This is a genomic window from Glutamicibacter arilaitensis Re117 (genome assembly GCF_000197735.1).
Lineage (GTDB): Bacteria > Actinomycetota > Actinomycetes > Actinomycetales > Micrococcaceae > Glutamicibacter > Glutamicibacter arilaitensis.
This window is the reverse complement of record NC_014550.1, coordinates 1943251-1962157: the sequence shown is the minus strand read 5'-3', so window position 1 is coordinate 1962157 and position 18907 is coordinate 1943251. Positions and strand designations below refer to the sequence as shown.

Genomic DNA, 18907 nt, shown 5'->3' with positions numbered 1-18907 from the left:
GCAGTTCTCTTCCCAGCGTGCGGCTAACCAACAGCAGAAAGTGCAAGACTTCATGAAGCAGGCAGCAGTCCTGGGCCACCCCATCAGCCATTCCAAATCGCCGGTGCTGCACCGGGCGGCTTACCAGCTGCTCGGCGCGCCGATCAGCTACAGCGCGATCGATATGGAACCTGGCCAGGCTAAGGCCCATGCCCGTTCCCTGCGCGACGGAAATTGGGCTGGCTGCTCGGTGACCATGCCGCTGAAGGATGCCTTCGTCCCGCACATGGATGAGCTTTCGGCCCGGGTCCAGCGCCTGGGTGCGCTGAACACCATCGTGGTGCGCGAAGACAGCACGCTCTATGGGGAGAACACCGACATCGACGGCCTGGTCCAGGCCCTGGCCGATTTCGGGCTCACCGGCAGCACCCAGGCGATGATCCTCGGGTCGGGCAATACCGCACTGGCTGCCATCGAGGCCGCCGCAGAGTTGGGTGTGAAGGAACTGACGCTGATCGTGCGCTCCGCTTCACGCGCCACCTACGCCGTTCAATTGGCTAAGGCGCTGGGCCTGCAAACCAGCGTCCGCGAAATTTCTTCCATCGACACAGCCATGGCCTCCACGCTAGGTGCCATGCCGCTGGTGTTTTCCACCTTGCCGCCGCGTGCCGCCGACGCATGGGTGGAAAAAATCGGTGCCGGAAGCGGAATCCTGCTGGATGTCGCCTACGATCCGTGGCCTTCGGCCTTGGCACAAGCCTGGGGCGGAACGGTGATTTCCGGACTGCACATGCTGGTGCACCAAGCGGTGGAACAGGTCCGGTTATTTGCCTCCGGCAGCTGGGATGAATCACGTCGCATGGACGTCACAAATGCGATGTATGACTCTTTGGGTCTGGCCCGACACCAGTAATTACTTCGTGTCATGGCAAAATAGATGACATGTTGCGTTGGTTGACCGCGGGCGAATCGCATGGCCCGGCACTCGTTGGAATTCTTGAAGGACTACCCGCCGGAGTATCGGTGGATAGCGAAGCAGTGCGGGAGGCACTGGCACGTCGTCGTCTGGGCTATGGCCGCGGCGCACGCATGAAGTTTGAAAAGGACCAGGTGACCTTCCTTGGCGGTGTCCGCCATGGCAAGACCCAGGGCGGTCCGGTAGCCATCGAAATCGGCAACACCGAATGGCCTAAGTGGGAACGCGTCATGAACGCGGACCCGGTGGATCTCGATGAGCTCGCCTCGATGGCACGCAATGCTCCGCTGACCCGTCCGCGTCCAGGACATGCCGACTTCACCGGCATGCAGAAGTACGGCTTCGAGGACGCCCGTCCGATCCTGGAACGCGCCAGCGCCCGTGAAACTGCAGCCCGCGTCGCCTTGGGCACCGTGGCCTCGCGGTTCCTGAACGACCTGGGCATCGAACTGGTTTCGCACACCACCGCCGTAGGCGCTGTCGCCGCACCGGCTGACGCACCGATCCCTACCGCGGCCGACGTTGCCGCCTTGGATGCCGATCCGCTGCGCTGCTTCCACAAGGAAACCAGCGAAGCCATGGTTGCTGAAGTCGACGATGCGCATAAGGCAGGGGAGACCCTGGGCGGTGTCGTTGAGGTTCTGGCCTACAACCTGCCTCCGGGCATCGGCTCCTACGTGCATTGGGATCGCCGCTTGGACGCACGCCTGGCCGCAGCCCTGATGGGCATTCAGGCCATCAAGGGCGTAGAAGTCGGCGACGGTTTCGCTACCGCCGCCCGCCGCGGTTCGGCGGCGCACGATGAGATCGTGCACGCCGAAGATGGCAGCATCAAGCGCAATTCCAATCGTGCTGGCGGCATCGAAGGCGGCATGAGCATCGGCGAGGTGCTGCGCGTACGCGCAGGCATGAAGCCGATCGCCACCGTTCCACGTGCCCTGCGTACCGTGGATACCGCCACCGGCGAAGACACCACCGCGCACCACCAGCGTTCGGATGTCTGTGCGGTGCCAGCAGCTGGCGTCGTGGCTGAAGCCATGGTCGCGCTGGTGCTGGCCCAGTCACTGCTGGAGAAGTTCGGCGGTGACTCGGTGGCTGAAACCAAGCGCAACATCGACTCCTACCTGGCGAACATCCCGGGCAACCTGGGTTCGACCGGCGTCTAGAAAGCGCGCTGCAATGATCTACCTCATTGGTCCGATGGCCAGTGGCAAGTCCACCGTGGGCAAGTCACTGGCCTCGGCCCTTTCTACCAGCTTTGCAGATTCTGATGCGACGATCGTGGCCCATCACGGCACCATCGCCCAGATCTTTGCCGAGCACGGCGAAGGGCATTTCCGCGATCTTGAAGTCCAAGCGCTGTGCCGGCTGCGCACCGGAGTGGTCGCCACTGGCGGAGGCGCAGTGCTGCGTGAAGAGAACCAGCAGCTGCTCTCACGCGGCACGGTGATCTACCTGGAGCTGGGAGAGGCGGCCGCCGCCGAACGCATCAAGGGCGATGGGCACCGCCCGCTGCTGGCAGGTGACGAAGCGCTCAATAGCTGGATCGCAGTTTATGAAAAACGTCGCGCCATCTACGAAATGCTTGCTGACGTGCATGTTATCGTCGACGGAAAGTCCGTTCTGCAAATTGTCGAAGAAGTTTTGGGGCAGTTGGACCAGCTGTGATTAGCCTCACGAGATGCAACTTCTGGCCAAGCTCGCGCGTACGCTAGACAAATCAGCACCATCAGGAGGAACTAGACTGATGCCTATCGCACCGACCACTATGAAGGTCACCGGAAGCACCCCAGGGGAGTCATACCCTGTTTTGGTTGGCAACGGCCTCTTAGGCCAATTGCCCGAACTGCTTGGCCCAGCGGTCAAGAAAGTCCTAGTGATCCACCCCCGGGCATTGCGCGCCACCGGCGACGTCGTGCGCGACGAACTGGCAAAGTCCGGACTTGAAGCGCTCACCGCAGAAATTCCGGATGCTGAAGAAGGCAAGCACATCCAGGTTGCCTCCTTCTGCTGGGAAGTGCTGGGCAAGAACGACTTCACCCGCTCCGACGCCGTGATCTCCGTCGGCGGCGGCGCTGTCACCGACCTTGCAGGCTTCGTTGCGGCCACCTGGCTGCGCGGCGTGAAGGTCATCCACATCCCCACCTCGCTGCTGGCCATGGTCGACGCTGCCGTCGGCGGCAAGACCGGCATCAACACCGCAGAAGGCAAGAACCTGGTAGGCGCATTCCACCCGCCAGCTGCCGTGCTCGCCGACATGGACGCACTGGCCACCTTGCCGAAGAACGAACTGGTCACCGGCATGGCCGAAGTGATCAAATGCGGCTTCATTGCCGACGAGCGCATCTTGGAACTGATCGAGGAAGATCCGCAAGATGCCATCAACCCAACCAGCGACCGCCTGCGCGAACTGGTTGAACGCACCATCGCCGTGAAGGTCGAGGTGGTCTCCCGCGACCTGAAGGAGGCTGGCGACCGCGAATTCCTGAACTACGGGCATACCTTGGCTCACGCCATTGAGCTGTCCGAGCGCTACCAGATGCGACACGGCGCGGCCGTATCCATCGGCCTGGCGTTCGCCGCTGAATTGGGCCGCTCGGTGGGCTATACCTCCGATGCGGTGGCCGATCGCCACGTGGCGATCCTCAAGTCCCTGGGCTTGCCAACCACTTACCGCAATGACCGCTGGTCAGCTCTGCTTGATGGAATGAAGCGCGATAAGAAGGCCCGCGGCAACCAGCTGCGCTTCGTCGTGCTCGAAGACATCGGCAAGCCCCGCATCTACGAAGTCCCCGATAATTCGCTGCTCTTCGCCGCCTACCAGGAAATCGGGGAGTAATTCCATGGTTGACTACACCGGATACGCCATTGACGTCGCATCGGTAAACCGCGAGGGTGTCGGCACGTCGGTTGACGGCGTGCTGATCGATCCGCAGACCCTGAAGCCATACATCGCCGATGAGGCAGCTGCCGAGCGCCAGCTGCAGGTCGGCTCCCCAACTGACCAGGTGATGGTCCTGCTGGCCCGCGGAGATTTGGCTAAGGCCGGCGAGCTGATCGCTGAATCGCGTTTCGTGGAGCCGACCAACGCGCACCTGCGCGTGCTGGACACCGAGTTGACCCGCATGCAAGGTGACTTTGATCGCGCGATCAACCGCCTGCGCAAGCTGGCCGAGGAATTCGCCGGAACCGCATACGAGCCGCTGATGCACCACCACGCTGGCCTCTCCTTCTTCGCGAAGGGCGATTTCAAGGCCGCAGCGACCCGTTTCCGCAAGGCAATGGAGCTGCGCATCGCATTGGATGATGACGCGTACCTGATCAACGCGGCAAGCACCTGCTTGGAAATTGCCGAGGAACGCGCAGCGCAGTAACGCGCACCACCGTGCAGAACCCTGACAGCATCATGGCGTGTAGGGTAAACTTGTAGATGGATTTTTGATAATGCTGGCGCTAGCTGGCGAAAATAGAGGATTGAGGAACCGTGGCGGATACAACTGACATCAAGAATGGACAGGTCATCAAGATCGATGGCCAGCTTTGGACCATCATTGACTTCCAGCACGTCAAGCCAGGCAAGGGCGGCGCATTCGTTCGCACCAAGATGCGCAACGTCATGTCCGGCAAGGTCTTGGACAAGACCTACAACGCTGGCACCAAGATCGAGTTGGCAACCGTCGACCGCCGCGATTACCAGTACCTCTACCAGGATGGCGAAGACTACGTCTTCATGAACCTGGAAGACTACGACCAGATCACCGTTAGCGGCACCACCGTTGGCGACGCAGCGGGCTTCCTGCTGGAGAACCAGGAACTGACCATCGCAATGTACGATGGCAGCCCACTGTACCTGGAGCTTCCAGCTTCGGTCATCCTGGAAATCACCTACACCGAGCCAGGCCTGCAGGGTGACCGCTCGTCGGCCGGCACCAAGCCAGCAACCCTGGAAACTGGCAAGGAAATCCAGGTTCCACTGTTCGTTGAGCAGAACACCAAGGTCAAGGTTGACACCCGCACCGGCGATTACCTGGGTCGTGTCAACTAGTGAGAGCACGCGCCAAAGCCCGTCGTCGAGCCCTGGAATTCCTGTTTGAGGCTGAAGCTCGCGATGTTAATCCGCTGGCTGTAGCCATTTCGCGACGGGAAAACTCGGACATCGTACTCAACGAGTACTCGCTGACGATCATCGAAGGCGTCATGGCCCATTTGGACCGCATTGACGAAGTTCTCGAAAGCTACGTCAAGGACTGGACCATCGAGCGCATGCCAGCGGTTGACCGCAGCGCACTGCGCATCGGTGTCTGGGAGCTGCTGTACAACGATGACGTTCCCGATGCAGTAGCCGTGGCGGAAGCCGTGGTGAACGTCCGGGAGCTGTCCACCGATGAATCGCCAGAGTTCGTCAATGGCGTTTTGGGTCGCATCCAGAGCGTCAAGGACACCCTGGTCGACTAATTCGATCCTCTTCATTCCGAGCCTGGGCCGGAACCCCTTTACGGGGTTCCGGCCCAGGCTTTTTTGCGCCCCGGCATTGCCCTGCGCTGGCGCAGCGGTAATGATGGCTGGATGAACCAGGTGCCTGAACGCTGGAGCGAATCCGTACTAGTTCCCGACATGTGGCTGGACTCCGCCCAGGATCCCCGAGAAGCGGGCGAAGCCGATCCGGTGGGGGAACGGGCCACTTGCCAGCGCTTTCTGCGCGACTACCGGCTGACCATCGAGCTCAAATGCCCAGGGTCTGGACGCGCGGCAACTGGCGGAACGATCGGTCCCGCCCTCGACGCTCAGTCTGCTGGGGTTGCTGCGCCATCTGGGCGAAGTGGAGCGGGACTGGCGCAACTGGATCAGCCAGGGCGAGCCCGAAGGCAGGATCTACGGCCCGCCGGGCTCGGAGTTCGACATCGAGCGACCCGATGACGCCCAGGTCTCCCAAGCGCTTGTGGTGCTGCATCGCGAGCAGCGGGCCACCGACCTGCTCCTTGAGGCGTTCGAGGACCTCGGCCAGCGCGTTGGGCGGGAGCAGGTCGTGGTACGCGAGCTGATGGTCCACCGCATCGAGGAGTACGCCCGGCACGGCGGGCATGCCGATCTGCTGCGCGAATGCCTCGACGGGCGCGTGGGCCAATAGCGGCGCAACCAACCCGCGAATACGCCACATTGCAGATGTGCCGATCGCAACAGCAACGAGCCTGCTGCCGGGGAGCATGGCGGGAAGTGCATGGTTCTGCCGATGGTGGCAGTCGGCCAATGAATACTTGTGAGCGATCCCACTGGCTATTCAGTGCCATGCATAGGTTTCCGCTAGGGAATCGGCTCGCGCTCGTGCTAATTTTAGATAGCAACATTCCTTTAAATCCCGTCCTGTGAGGCGGAGAAGGGAGAGGTGCACAGCATGGATGAAAATTCAGTGCCAGATGCCGCCCGCACGGTACTTACCGGCGAAGACATCGAACGTGTACTCACTCGCGTAGCCTTCGAAATTATCGAAGCCAACAAGGGCACCGATGACCTGGTGCTGCTGGGCATTCCCAGCCGCGGATACCCGCTGGCTCAACGCCTGGCAGCGCGCATCGCAGCCACCGCCCCCGGCGATCTGGATCCTGCAACTCTCGTAGGGCAGCTGGACATCACCATGTACCGCGACGATCTGCGCCACTCCACCACCCGCACCCCGGCTCCAACACGCCTGCCTGCTGGCGGGATCGACGGCAAAGTCGTCGTGCTCGTGGACGACGTCTTGTACTCCGGACGCACCATTCGAGCCGCACTGGACGCCCTGGCAGACTGGGGCCGCCCACGCATCGTGCGCCTGGCCGTGCTGGTTGACCGCGGTCACCGCGAACTGCCGATCCGCGCCGATCACGTAGGCAAGAACCTGCCGACCGCGAAAAGCGAAAAGGTCCGCGTGCACGTGGCAGAAATCGACGGAAAAAACGAAGTAGTAATCGAGGGCGCCTCGTGAAACACCTGCTTTCCACCGCGGATTTGAGCCGCGAAGAAGCCATCGGTATCCTCGATATCGCCGAACAGATGCGCGAATCGGGAACCCGTGCCATCAAGAAGCTTCCAGCTTTGCGCGGACGCACCGTGGTGAACCTCTTCTTCGAGGACTCCACCCGCACCCGCATTTCCTTCGAAGCGGCCGCCAAGCGCCTGAGCGCCGACGTCATCAACTTCTCTGCCAAGGGCTCGAGCGTGTCCAAGGGCGAATCGCTGAAGGACACCGCCCAGACCCTGCTGGCCATCGGAGCCGACGCGGTAGTCATCCGCCACCCGGACTCCGGCGCACCTGCACGCCTGGCAGCCACCGACTGGATCGGCCTGCCGATCGTCAACGCCGGGGATGGCACCCACGAACACCCCACCCAGGCGCTGCTGGACGCATTCACCCTGCGCCGCCAAGTGGCCCTGCGCGAGGGAACCAGCCCGGTAGGCCGCGGCTTGGACGGGCTGAAGGTCGCGATCGTCGGAGATATCCTGCATTCGCGCGTGGCCCGCTCCAACCTGTGGCTGCTGAACACCCTGGGCGCTGAAGTGACCATGGTCGCCCCGCCGACCCTGCTGCCTTTCGGCGCGCAATCCTGGCCATGCACCATCAGCTACGACCTGGACGCAGTCATCGCGTCGGGCATCGACGCGCTGATGATGCTGCGTGTGCAGGGCGAGCGCATGAACGCCGCGTACTTCCCGAACCCCCGCGAATACTCGCGCTACTGGGGACTGGACGATGCACGCCTGGCGCAGTTGGACGCCTCGGGCGCCGAAACCCTGATCATGCACCCGGGCCCGATGAACCGCGGCCTGGAAATCTCCTCGGCAGCCGCCGACTCGCCGCGATCCACCGTGCTCGACCAAGTCACCAACGGCGTGGCCGTGCGCATGGCCAGCCTCTACATGCTCCTCTCCGGCGACCTGATCTGAAGGAAGAACCCATGAACTACTTAATCCAGCAGGTATCCATCCTCGGCGGCGAACCAACCGACGTGCTCATCGTCGACGGCAAGATCGCGCAGATCGGCAGCATTGAAGCCACCGACCAGCACCAGATGATTGACGCGAAGAATCTCGTGCTCTTGCCCGGGCTGGTCGACACCCACACCCACCTGCGCGAACCAGGCCGCGAAGATGCTGAAACCGTGGAAACCGGTTCGCAGGCAGCAGCCCTGGGCGGCTACACCGCCGTGCATGCCATGGCAAACTCGACCCCGGTAGCCGACACCGCCGGCGTCGTCGAGCAAGTCTTCGAACTGGGCCGCGCTGCAGGCTGGGTGGATGTCCGCCCGGTTGGCGCAGTCACCGTCGGACTGGCCGGCAAGCAGCTGAGTGAAATCGGCGCCATGGCCGACTCGCGCGCCCAGGTGAAGATGTTCTCCGATGACGGCATCTGCGTCTGGGATCCGCTGCTGATGCGCCGCGCCCTGGAATACGTGAAAGCTTTCGACGGAGTCATCGCCCAGCACGCACAAGAACCGCGCCTGACCGAAGGCGCCCAGATGAACGAGGGCGAAGTCTCCTCGATCCTGGGCATGCCAGGCTGGCCAGCGGTGGCCGAAGAGTCGATCATCGCCCGCGACGTGCTGCTGGCCGAGCACGTCGGTGCCCGCCTGCACGTCTGCCACGTGTCCACCGCCGGTTCGGTAGAGATCATCCGCTGGGCCAAGGCCCGCGGCATCCAGGTCACCGCCGAAGTCACCCCGCACCACCTGCTGCTCACCGACGAAAAGGTGCGCACCTACGACCCGGTATTCAAGGTCAACCCGCCGCTGCGCCGCGAAGAAGATGTCATGGCGTTGCGCGACGGCGTCGCCGATGGCACCATCGACGTGATCGGCACCGACCACGCGCCGCACCCTTCCGAAGCCAAGGACTGCGAATGGGGCGCTGCCGCCATGGGCATGACCGGTCTGGAAACCGCACTGTCCATCGTGCAGCACACCCTGGTGGAAACCGGTCTGCTGGGCTGGGACGCGGTTGCGCGGATCACCTCGGAAGTTCCGGCGCAGATCGGCCGCGTAGCCGACCAGGGCCGCCCGATCGCTGTGGGCGAACCGGCCAACCTGACCCTCGTGGACCCGGCAGCACGCTGGATCGTGGATCCATCGGCCATGGCCACCAAGGGCCGCAACTCGCCGTTCGCCGGCATGGAGCTGCCAGGTTCGGTGCGCGCCACCTTCTTCCACGGCCACGCCACCGTACTGGATGGCAAGCTGGGAACCCCGAGGGCAGCCAATGCCTGAGGGAGCCTGGACCCCGGTACTGTGGACGATCTTCGCGATCGTCCTGGCGATCACCCTGATCTTGGTCGGATGGCGGAACCTCAAGGCCCGCCAGTCCCAGATCCCCGAGCCCTATGCGGCGTTCGAGGACCAGGCTGAGCACAGTTTCGCCGGCATGTACGTGGTCACCACCGAATTCGATGACTGGCTGGCCCGCATCGCCGTCCACGACCTGGGAGTGCGCACCAACGCCACCTTGGAACTGGGGCGCGCCGGGATCCACCTGATCCGATCCGGAGCACGCGATGTGCATATCCCGTGGGAACAGTACGTACAGGTCAAGCGAAGCAACGGGATGGTCGGCAAGGTCGTGGAAAAGAACGGCCTGATCGTGATCACCTGGACCAAGGATGGCTTCACCTTCGACACCGGATTCCGCCCGCGGTACTCCGAAGACACCCCAAAGATTTATCAGTTGCTGGCGTCGCACGTCGACGTAAGCCGAGCAGGAGACAAATAAGTGAATTCCCTGAGCAACCTACCAGCCGTGTTGGTACTTGAAGATGGCCGCATCTTCCGCGGACGCAGCTATGGCGCCGTGGGCACCACCTTAGGCGAAGCCGTGTTCACCACCGGCATGACCGGCTATCAGGAAACCCTGACTGACCCGTCGTACGCGCACCAGATCATCGTGCAGACCTTCCCGCACATCGGCAACACCGGCGTGAACTCGGAAGATCCGGAGTCCACCCGCATCTGGGCCGCCGGCTACGTGGTCCGCGACGCGGCCCGACGACCGAGCAACTGGCGCAGCGAACGCACCTTGGATGAAGAACTTGTCGAATACGGCATCGTCGGCATCCAGGGCGTGGATACCCGTGCACTGACCCGCCACCTGCGCGAAGCAGGCGCCATGAAGTCCGGCATCTTCTCCGGCGACGACGCCGCGAAGTCCGACGCCGAGCTGATCGAGACCGTCAAGGCGCAGCCATCGATGGCCGGCCGCAACATCTCGGCCGAGGTTTCGGTTTCCGAAGCCTACATCGTCGAGCCAGCCGACCACGGCTACACCGGCGAGGCCAAGCACACCGTGGCCGCCATCGACCTGGGCATGAAGTCGATGACCCCGCACCGCCTGGCCGAACGCGGCCTGCGCGTGCACGTGCTGCCTTACAACGCCACCTTGGAAGACATCAAGGCCACCGGCGCATCCGGCGTCTTCTTCTCCAACGGTCCTGGTGACCCGGCCACCGCCACCGCACAGGTGGAACTGGTCCGCTCGGTGCTCGATGCAGGCATGCCGTACTTCGGCATCTGCTTCGGCAACCAGATCCTGGGCCGTGCCCTGGGGTTTGAGACCTACAAGCTGCGCTTCGGCCACCGCGGAATCAACCAGCCGGTCATGGACAAGTCCACCGGCCGGGTTGAGATCACCAGCCAGAACCACGGCTTCGCCGTCGACGCGCCAATCGAAGGCACGATGACCGCACCGGTAGAGCGCTTCGGCAAGGTCGAGGTTTCGCACTACTCCCTGAACGACCACGTGGTCGAAGGCCTGTCCTGCCTGGACATCCCGGCTTTCTCCGTGCAGTACCACCCAGAGGCAGCATCCGGCCCGCACGATGCCGCCTACCTCTTTGACCGCTTCATGACCGCGTTGGATTCCGCCGCAGAAAAGGACAGCAAGTAATGCCTAAGCGCACCGATCTGAAATCAGTTCTCGTTATCGGTTCGGGTCCGATCGTCATCGGCCAGGCCGCTGAATTCGACTACTCCGGCACCCAGGCCCTGCGCGTGCTGAAGGAGGAAGGCCTGCGGGTCATCCTGGTCAACTCGAACCCGGCCACCATCATGACCGACCCGGAATTCGCCGACGCCACCTACGTCGAGCCAATCACCCCCGAGGTCGTCGAGAAGATCATCGCCAAGGAACGCCCGGATGCGATCCTGCCAACCTTGGGCGGCCAGACCGCACTGAATACCGCCATCGCGCTGGACAAGTCCGGCGCGCTGGAAAAGTACGACGTCGAGCTGATCGGCGCGAACATCGAAGCCATCGAGCTGGGCGAGGACCGCGAGAAGTTCAAGGGCGTCGTTGAGCGCTGCGGCGCCGAATCGGCCCGCTCGGTCATCGTGCACACCCTGGACGAAGCCTTCGCCGCCGTCGAAGAGCTGAACTACCCAGTCGTCGTGCGTCCCTCGTTCACCATGGGCGGCCTGGGTTCGGGCATGGCCTACAACCCAGAAGACCTGCGCCGCATCGCCGGCGCCGGCCTGCAGTACTCGCCAACCACCGAGGTGCTCCTTGAGGAGTCCATCCTGGGCTGGAAGGAATACGAGCTGGAGATGATGCGCGACAAGAACGACAACGTCGTGGTCGTCTGCTCCATCGAGAACTTCGATCCGGTCGGCGTGCACACCGGCGACTCGATCACCGTGGCCCCGGCCATGACCCTGACCGACCGCGAATACCAGAAGCTGCGCGACATCTCCATCGCGGTCATCCGCGAAGTCGGCGTAGACACCGGCGGCTGCAACATCCAGTTCGCCATCGAGCCGGACACCGGGCGCGTCGTGGTCATCGAGATGAACCCGCGCGTGTCGCGTTCCTCGGCACTGGCTTCCAAGGCCACCGGCTTCGCGATCGCCAAGATCGCCACCAAGCTGGCCGTAGGCTACACCCTGGATGAAATCCCGAACGACATCACCCAGAAGACCCCGGCCTCCTTCGAGCCGGCCCTGGACTACGTGGTCGTGAAGGTTCCGCGTTTCGCTTTCGAGAAGTTCCCGGCTGCGGACAGGACCCTGACCACCACCATGAAGTCGGTCGGCGAAGCAATGGCCCTGGGCCGCAACTTCACCGAAGCGTTGCAGAAGGCCCTGCGCTCCCTGGAGCAGAAGGGTTCGGAGCTGTCCTTCGAGCCGATCCCGGAGTCCGAGCACGAAGCCGTGCTGGCCTCGATCGTCAAGGGTTCGACCGAGCGCCTCTCGCTGGTCCAGCGCCTGCTGTTCTCCGGTGTCTCCATCGAGCAGCTGTTCGAAACCACCGCGATCGACCCTTGGTACCTGGATCAGCTGCAGCTGATCAACGAGGTCGCGCAGCTGGTGGCCGAAAACAAGCACCTGCCGGAGCATGTGCTGCGCGAAGCCAAGCGCCACGGCTTCTCCGATGCCCAGCTGGCTCAGCTCACCGGCAAGTCCGAGGCTGTTATCCGCGGCATCCGCCACGCGCTGGGCGTGCGCCCGGTCTACAAGACCGTGGACACCTGCGCGGCCGAGTTCGAGGCCTTCACCCCGTACATGTACTCCTCGTACGATGAAGAAACCGAACTGGGACGCCACGAGAAGAAGTCCGTGATCATCCTCGGTTCCGGTCCGAACCGCATCGGCCAGGGCATCGAGTTCGACTATTCCTGCGTGCACGCGGTGATGGCACTGCGCGCCGAGGGCTACGAGACCGTGATGGTCAACTGCAACCCGGAAACCGTGTCCACCGACTACGACATTTCCGATCGCCTCTACTTCGAGCCGCTGACCTTGGAAGACGTGCTCGAAGTCATCCACGCTGAAGAGAAAACCGGCGGCGTGCTGGGCGTCTTCGTCCAGCTGGGCGGGCAGACCCCGCTGAAGCTCGCTGCCGAGCTGAAGGCCGCTGGCGTGCCGATCCTGGGCACCTCGCCAGAAGCCATCGACCTGGCCGAGCACCGCGGCGCCTTCCAGCAGGTGCTGGATAACGCCGGGCTGATCGCACCGAAGAACGGCACCGCCGTATCCTTCGCCGACGCCAAGGCCATCGCCGACTCCATCGGCTACCCGGTCCTGGTGCGCCCTTCCTACGTGCTGGGCGGCCGCGGCATGGAGATCGTGTACGACGAGGCCAACCTCGAGCGCTACATCACCAACGCCACCGAAATCACCGTGGACCACCCGGTACTGGTGGACCGCTTCCTGGAAGACGCCATCGAGATCGACGTCGACGCCCTGTTCGACGGCACCGACCTGTACGTCGGCGGCATCATGGAGCACATCGAGGAAGCCGGCATTCACTCCGGCGACTCGGCGTGCACCCTGCCTCCGATCACCCTGGGTGCCGATGTGCGCGACCGCGTGAAGGAAGCAACCCGTGCCATCGCCGAAGGCGTCGGCGTACGCGGCCTGATCAACATCCAGTTCGCACTGGCTTCGGACATCCTCTACGTCATCGAAGCGAACCCGCGTGCCTCGCGCACCGTGCCGTTCACCTCGAAGGCTACCGGCGTGCAGCTGTCCAAGGTCGCCGCACTGATCGGCGTGGGCAAGACCCTGGCCGAACTGCGCGGCAGCTACCTGCCAGCAACTGGCGACGGCGCGCACCTGCCGGATTCGGCTCCGATCGCGGTCAAGGAAGCAGTCATGCCATTCGCTCGCTTCCGCACCCCGGAGGGCAAGGTCGTTGACTCGCTGCTGGGCCCAGAAATGCGCTCCACCGGCGAAGTCATGGGCTTCGACAAGTACTTCGACACCGCTTTCGCCAAGTCGCAGGCTGCCGCGAACAACCCGCTGCCAACTTCGGGCAAGGTCTTCGTCTCGGTCACCAACCGCGACAAGCGCTCGATCGTGCTTCCGGTCAAGCACCTTGCTGACCAGGGCTTCGAGATCATCTCCACCGGCGGCACCGCAGAAGTATTGCGCCGCAACGGCATCCCGACCCAGGTGGTCGGCAAGCTGCACGAAGGCGGCGAGTCCATCGTCGATCTGATCATCGATGGCCAGATCGGGCTGATCCTGAATACCCCTTCGGGCTCGGACGCACGTGGCGATGGCTACGAAATCCGCGCCGCTGCGACCTCGGTTGGCACCCCGGTGATCACCACCGTGGCAGAGTTCAACGCTTCGGTGCAGGCGATCGACGCCCTGCGCGAATACGCATGGGACGTCACCAGCTTGCAGGTGCACGACGCGAACCTCAACGCGGCGCGCAATGCCTAAGCCCATCCCATTTGGAGAACGGCTTCGTTCAGCCATGCAGGCTTCCGGCCCGCTGTGTGTGGGGATCGACCCGCACCCAGCGTTGCTGGAAGCCTGGGGGCTGGAGGACACGGCCGAGGGTGTGCGATCTTTCTCACTGACCGTTGTGGAAGCGATGGCCGGTGCAGCGGCAATTCTCAAGCCCCAGGTCGCTTTGTACGAGCGATTCGGGTCCAAGGGATTTGCCGCTTTGGAAGAAACTTTGAGTGCCGCGAAGTCTGCAGGACTGCTGACGCTGGCTGATGCCAAGCGCGGGGACATCGGTTCGACCATGGCCGCTTACGCTACGGCATGGCTCGATGATGCTTCGCCACTGGCTGCCGATGCAGTGACGCTGAGCCCATATTTGGGTTATGAATCGCTGCGTCCGGCCTTGGATCTGGCGGCTCAAACCGGCAGGGGAGTGTTCGTTCTAGGACTGACTTCCAATCCGGAAGGGCCATCTGTCCAGCACGTAGGTGGTGGAAACTCGGTTGCTAAATCAATTATTGACCAAGTCACAGCGGATAATGCCGCTGCAGAAGATTTGGGACACGTTGGTTTGGTCGTCGGAGCAACCATCGGGGACGCGCCGGCGAAACTCGGAATTGATCTGGCAGCGAGCAAGGCTCCGCTGCTGACTCCCGGACTCGGTGCGCAGGGGGCGACGGCCGCAGATATTGCCAAGTCATTCGCCTCCAGCTACGGCCAGGTGTTGGGCACAAGCAGCCGGGACATTCTTAAAGAGGGTCCAAGCACGGCAGCTCTTCGCGAAAAGGCCCTTAGGGTACGCGACGAATTGCTGGCAGCTCGCTAGCAAAAAACTGAATAAGTGACACAAACGCGTTGTGGCCATTAGAGTTTCTAGTAGCCACAACGCGTTTAGTCTTGCAAAAGCAGCGTTAGCTCGCTATGTTTCTCAACATAAGCCTTAGTCCACTACAACTGAAGGATGGCTGAACGATGGTACTGCGAGAACTCTCTGACGAAGATCGTATCCGCGCCCGCGCCAAGGCATTGGCCGCACGCACTCGTCGTGCGGAAATCAAGGCCGAGTTCAGTGCCGGCAAGATTTCCATCACCGAGGTACTAGACTTGGTATACGAAGATGAAGCCGTGGGACGCATGCGTGTCATGGATCTTCTGGAATCGGTACCGGGCGTAGGTGAAGTACGCGCGGCAAATTTGCTGGAACGTCTTGGCATTTCCCCTTCCCGCCGACTGCGCGGACTGGGACGCAAGCAGCGCACCGCAATCACCGAGCACTTCAAGCAAAGCCCGCCAAAAACGAAAGTGTAGTCAATGACCGCTGCGTCGGTAACTGTTCTAGCCGGCCCCACGGCAGTAGGTAAGGGCACAGTCTCTACCTACATCCGCGATAATTATCCAGATGTCTGGCTCTCGGTGTCGGCAACGACCCGAAACGCTCGAGCGGGTGAGCAAGACGGCGTCCACTACTTCTTCGTGGGCCCCGAGCGCTTCCAAGCCTTGGTTGAGGAAGGCCAGATGCTGGAATGGGCCGTTGTCCATGGCCAGAACAGCTATGGCACGATCCGCTCGACGGTTGAAGATGCTGTTGCGAAGGGCAAAAAGGTCCTGCTGGAAATCGATCTGCAGGGCGCGCGACAGGTCAAGGAGTCGATGCCTGAGGCAAAATTCGTCTTCCTGGCCCCACCTTCGTGGGACGAATTGGTGCGCCGACTTGTGGGACGCGGCACTGAAACGGCCGAAGAACAGCAGCGCCGCCTAGAAACCGCTAAACTAGAACTTGCAGCGGAATCTGAATTCGACGTGACCATCGTCAACGACGATGTCGCACGTGCCGCCGAAGAGCTTGTAGCCCTCATGGGGCTAAAGAACGACAAATAGGGAGTCCTGTGTCCAACCCAGAGGGAATCATTAACCCATCGATCGACTCGTTGCTTGAGACCAACGACTCGAAGTACGCCATTGTGCTGAACTCAGCCAAGCGTGCACGCCAGATCAACGCCTACTACGCACAGCTGAATGAAGGCCTGTTCGAGTACGTTGGCCCACTGGTGGAAACCAAGCTGAACGAGAAGCCGCTGACCATCGCACTGCGCGAACTGGACGACAGCTTGCTGAAGGTAACTCCAGCTGAGGTCATCGAAGACTAATCGAAAAGTCGGCGCCCCGAAGCGGGCGCCTTCTTTTTCGTTAAGCACCTTTCCAGAACCCAACTGTTCCCGCACCGAATACTCGAGGAAGAACTTCGTGAAGCGAATCGTCTTAGGCGTCTCCGCCGGTATTGCCGCCTACAAGTCAGTGCTCCTGCTGCGCCTGCTGCGCGAAGCTGGGCACCACGTCGACGTGATCCCCACCGAAAACGTCGCCAACTTCGTAGGCAATGCGACCTGGGAGGCCCTGTCGGGCAATCCGGTCACCTCGAACGTCTTCGACGTGGTCGATACGGTCAATCACGTCCGCCTGGGCCAGCAGGCCGATCTGGTGATGATCGTTCCTGCCACCGCAGACATCATGGCCAAGGCCGCTTCAGGGTTGGCCGATGACCTGCTCACCGGCACGCTGCTGGCCACCCGCGCCCCGGTCGTCATGGCTCCGGCCATGCACACCGAAATGTGGCAGCACCCAGCGACGGTGGCCAATGTGCAAACCCTTCGCGATCGCGGGGTGCGGGTAATCGAACCTGCATCGGGACGTTTGACGGGCAAGGACTCGGGGCCGGGACGGCTGCCCGAACCCGAAGAAATTTTTGCTTCCGTGCAGGATCTGCTCAGTGAACCGCTATTGGCCGGCACCAAGGTGCTGATCACTGCCGGCGGCACCCGCGAGCCACTGGATCCGGTACGCTTCCTGGGCAACCGCTCATCAGGCCGCCAAGGGGTCGCTCTGGCCCAGGCCGCCCGCGATGCCGGTGCAACGGTTACGCTGATCGCCACCCATCTGGAAGTGCCGGCCCCGCATGGGGTGCAGCTGGTGCACGCCTCCAGCGCCCTGGAGCTGCGCGAAGCTGTCTTCACCCACGCGCCAGGCAACGATGTGCTGATCATGAACGCCGCGGTCGCCGACTTCCGTCCGGCTACCATCGAAAACTCCAAGATCAAGAAGCGCGACGAGCATTCGGCTCCGGTGATCGAGCTGGTGCGCAACCCGGACATCCTGGCCGACATAGTCGCAGCTCGCAAGGATGAACCGGCATTGCCCGAATTCATTGTCGGTTTCGCCGCGGAGACCGGGGACGAGCAGGGCACGGTGCTGGAATACGGCCAGGCCAAGCTGGAGCGCAAGGGCTGCGAGATGCTCGTGGTCAACGAGGTGGGAGCGTCGCTGACCTTCGGGCAGGAAACCAACGCCATCCACGTGCTTTTCGCCGATGGAAGCGCCGCGGTCGAATCCTCCGGCTCCAAGCTCGAAGTGGCCCGCGTGGTCATCGAGCAGATCTCAAACGCAATATAAAGTCATGCAGCGGTAACAAAGTGAGCTGCGCCATGCGGTGCTTGGTCACGAAACGTACCAGATCTGCTTACCGGTCCACCAGACCAGATAGAGTAATACGGTGACTTCAACAACCCCTGAACTTCGTCTTTTCACCTCGGAATCCGTGACCGAGGGACACCCGGACAAGATTTGCGACCAGATTTCGGACGCGATCCTCGATGCCATGCTGGCCCAGGACCCGGACTCCAAGGTCGCCGTCGAGACCCTGACCACCACCGGACTGGTGCATGTGGCCGGAGAGGTGACCACCAACGGCTATGTGGAGATCCCTGAGATCGTCCGCAAGACCATTTTGGACATCGGCTACGACTCCTCGGCCAACGGCTTCGACGGGGCGCGCTGCGGCGTGTCTGTGTCCATCGGCCAGCAGTCCCAGGAAATCCACGACGGCGTCTTCAACTCGCTGGAGTCCCGCGAAGGCACCGCCAAGGACCCGCGCGACATGCAGGGCGCCGGCGACCAGGGCCTGATGTTCGGCTACGCCTCGGATGAAACCGATTCGCTGATGCCTACCTCGATCTTCCTGGCGCACCGCCTCTCCGAGCGCCTGACCCAGGTCCGCAAGAACGGCCGCATGCCGCTGCTGCGCCCGGATGGCAAGACCCAGGTCACCATCGGCTACGACGGCGACAAGCCGGTCTCGGTGGACACCGTGGTCGTTTCCAGCCAGCACGCCGCCGAATACGAGCTGGCAACGCTGAAGGCCGACCTGCACGAAGAGGTCGTCACTCCGATCCTGGAGCGCTCGGGCCTGGATACCTCGAACACCAAGGTCATCTTGAACCCATCGGGTCCGTTCATCATCGGCGGTCCAGTGGGCGATGCCGGATTGACCGGCCGCAAGATCATCGTGGACACCTACGGTGGATTCGCCCGCCACGGCGGCGGCGCGTTCTCCGGCAAGGATCCTTCCAAGGTCGACCGTTCGGCCGCCTACGCCATGCGCTGGGTCGCCAAGAACGTAGTTGCCGCTGGCTTGGCACGCCGTGCCGAGGTCCAGGTAGCCTACGCGATCGGCGTTGCGCGCCCGGTGGGCCTGTATGTGGAGACCTTCGGCACCGAGACCGTGGATCCAGCCAAGATCACCAAGGCCATCAACGAAGTCTTCGACCTGCGCCCGCTGGGCATCATCGAAGATCTGGATTTGAAGCGCCCGATCTACCGCAAGACCGCTGCCCACGGCCACTTCGGCCGCGAGGACAACGACTTCACCTGGGAGAAGCTGGACCGCGTAGACGCACTACGCAACTGGTTTAACGCCTAGGATCAT

The 18907-nt window shown here is 62.5% G+C and carries 20 protein-coding genes; all 20 read left to right on the top strand.

Annotated features, from left to right (window positions below):
* The first annotated feature begins 52 nt into the window (after window positions 1-52).
* Window positions 53-892, top strand: a complete 840-nt coding sequence (locus AARI_RS09420) for a shikimate dehydrogenase family protein (protein ID WP_013349071.1) — start codon at window positions 53-55, stop codon at window positions 890-892.
* Between the two features lie 29 nt (window positions 893-921).
* Window positions 922-2121 (top strand): chorismate synthase, encoded by a 1200-nt coding sequence (gene aroC, locus AARI_RS09415; RefSeq protein ID WP_013349070.1) that lies wholly within the window; start codon window positions 922-924, stop codon window positions 2119-2121.
* Between the two features lie 13 nt (window positions 2122-2134).
* Complete coding sequence (locus AARI_RS09410) at window positions 2135-2623, top strand: shikimate kinase (protein WP_013349069.1); 489 nt, start codon at window positions 2135-2137, stop codon at window positions 2621-2623.
* A 79-nt stretch (window positions 2624-2702) separates the two neighbouring features.
* Complete coding sequence (gene aroB / locus AARI_RS09405) at window positions 2703-3794, top strand: 3-dehydroquinate synthase (RefSeq protein WP_013349068.1); 1092 nt, start codon at window positions 2703-2705, stop codon at window positions 3792-3794.
* 4 nt (window positions 3795-3798) lie between these two features.
* Window positions 3799-4329: a tetratricopeptide repeat protein gene (locus AARI_RS09400; protein ID WP_013349067.1), complete on the top strand. Its 531-nt coding sequence runs from the start codon at window positions 3799-3801 to the stop codon at window positions 4327-4329.
* 110 nt (window positions 4330-4439) lie between these two features.
* Window positions 4440-5000, top strand: coding sequence for an elongation factor P (gene efp / locus AARI_RS09395; RefSeq protein ID WP_013349066.1), 561 nt, complete (start codon window positions 4440-4442; stop codon window positions 4998-5000).
* Window positions 5000-5410 (top strand): transcription antitermination factor NusB, encoded by a 411-nt coding sequence (gene nusB, locus AARI_RS09390; protein WP_013349065.1) that lies wholly within the window; start codon window positions 5000-5002, stop codon window positions 5408-5410. The genes efp and nusB overlap by 1 nt, the downstream gene beginning before the upstream one ends.
* 283 nt (window positions 5411-5693) lie before the next feature.
* On the top strand, window positions 5694-6083 hold the full coding sequence (locus AARI_RS20075) for a mycothiol transferase (RefSeq protein ID WP_322786113.1): 390 nt from the start codon (window positions 5694-5696) through the stop codon (window positions 6081-6083).
* A 264-nt stretch (window positions 6084-6347) separates the two neighbouring features.
* Window positions 6348-6917 (top strand): bifunctional pyr operon transcriptional regulator/uracil phosphoribosyltransferase PyrR, encoded by a 570-nt coding sequence (gene pyrR / locus AARI_RS09380; RefSeq protein WP_013349062.1) that lies wholly within the window; start codon window positions 6348-6350, stop codon window positions 6915-6917.
* The gene (locus tag AARI_RS09375; RefSeq protein ID WP_013349061.1) at window positions 6914-7876 is read left to right on the top strand and encodes an aspartate carbamoyltransferase catalytic subunit; all 963 of its coding nucleotides are present in this window, start codon (window positions 6914-6916) and stop codon (window positions 7874-7876) included. The genes pyrR and AARI_RS09375 overlap by 4 nt, the downstream gene beginning before the upstream one ends.
* 11 nt (window positions 7877-7887) lie before the next feature.
* Window positions 7888-9192: a dihydroorotase gene (locus AARI_RS09370; protein ID WP_013349060.1), complete on the top strand. Its 1305-nt coding sequence runs from the start codon at window positions 7888-7890 to the stop codon at window positions 9190-9192.
* Window positions 9185-9691 carry a PH-like domain-containing protein gene (locus AARI_RS09365; protein WP_013349059.1) on the top strand — a complete coding sequence of 169 codons (507 nt, stop codon included), beginning with the start codon at window positions 9185-9187 and terminating at the stop codon, window positions 9689-9691. The genes AARI_RS09370 and AARI_RS09365 overlap by 8 nt, the downstream gene beginning before the upstream one ends.
* Complete coding sequence (carA, locus tag AARI_RS09360; RefSeq protein ID WP_013349058.1) at window positions 9692-10861, top strand: glutamine-hydrolyzing carbamoyl-phosphate synthase small subunit; 1170 nt, start codon at window positions 9692-9694, stop codon at window positions 10859-10861.
* On the top strand, window positions 10861-14139 hold the full coding sequence (carB, locus tag AARI_RS09355; protein WP_013349057.1) for a carbamoyl-phosphate synthase large subunit: 3279 nt from the start codon (window positions 10861-10863) through the stop codon (window positions 14137-14139). Before carA ends, carB begins: the two co-directional genes overlap by 1 nt.
* Entirely contained in the window at window positions 14132-14974 is an 843-nt protein-coding gene (pyrF, locus tag AARI_RS09350) for an orotidine-5'-phosphate decarboxylase (protein WP_013349056.1), read from the top strand. The genes carB and pyrF overlap by 8 nt, the downstream gene beginning before the upstream one ends.
* Before the next feature lie 146 nt (window positions 14975-15120).
* A complete protein-coding gene (gene mihF / locus AARI_RS09345; RefSeq protein WP_013349055.1) occupies window positions 15121-15456 on the top strand; it encodes an integration host factor, actinobacterial type in 336 nt (111 codons plus the stop codon).
* A gap of 3 nt (window positions 15457-15459) precedes the next feature.
* On the top strand, window positions 15460-16026 hold the full coding sequence (gene gmk / locus AARI_RS09340; RefSeq protein ID WP_013349054.1) for a guanylate kinase: 567 nt from the start codon (window positions 15460-15462) through the stop codon (window positions 16024-16026).
* Between the two features lie 8 nt (window positions 16027-16034).
* Entirely contained in the window at window positions 16035-16295 is a 261-nt protein-coding gene (rpoZ, locus tag AARI_RS09335; RefSeq protein ID WP_013349053.1) for a DNA-directed RNA polymerase subunit omega, read from the top strand.
* 97 nt (window positions 16296-16392) lie between these two features.
* A complete protein-coding gene (coaBC, locus tag AARI_RS09330) occupies window positions 16393-17595 on the top strand; it encodes a bifunctional phosphopantothenoylcysteine decarboxylase/phosphopantothenate--cysteine ligase CoaBC (RefSeq protein ID WP_013349052.1) in 1203 nt (400 codons plus the stop codon).
* 100 nt (window positions 17596-17695) lie between these two features.
* Window positions 17696-18901 (top strand): methionine adenosyltransferase, encoded by a 1206-nt coding sequence (metK, locus tag AARI_RS09325; RefSeq protein WP_013349051.1) that lies wholly within the window; start codon window positions 17696-17698, stop codon window positions 18899-18901.
* The last annotated feature ends 6 nt before the right edge of the window (window positions 18902-18907 follow it).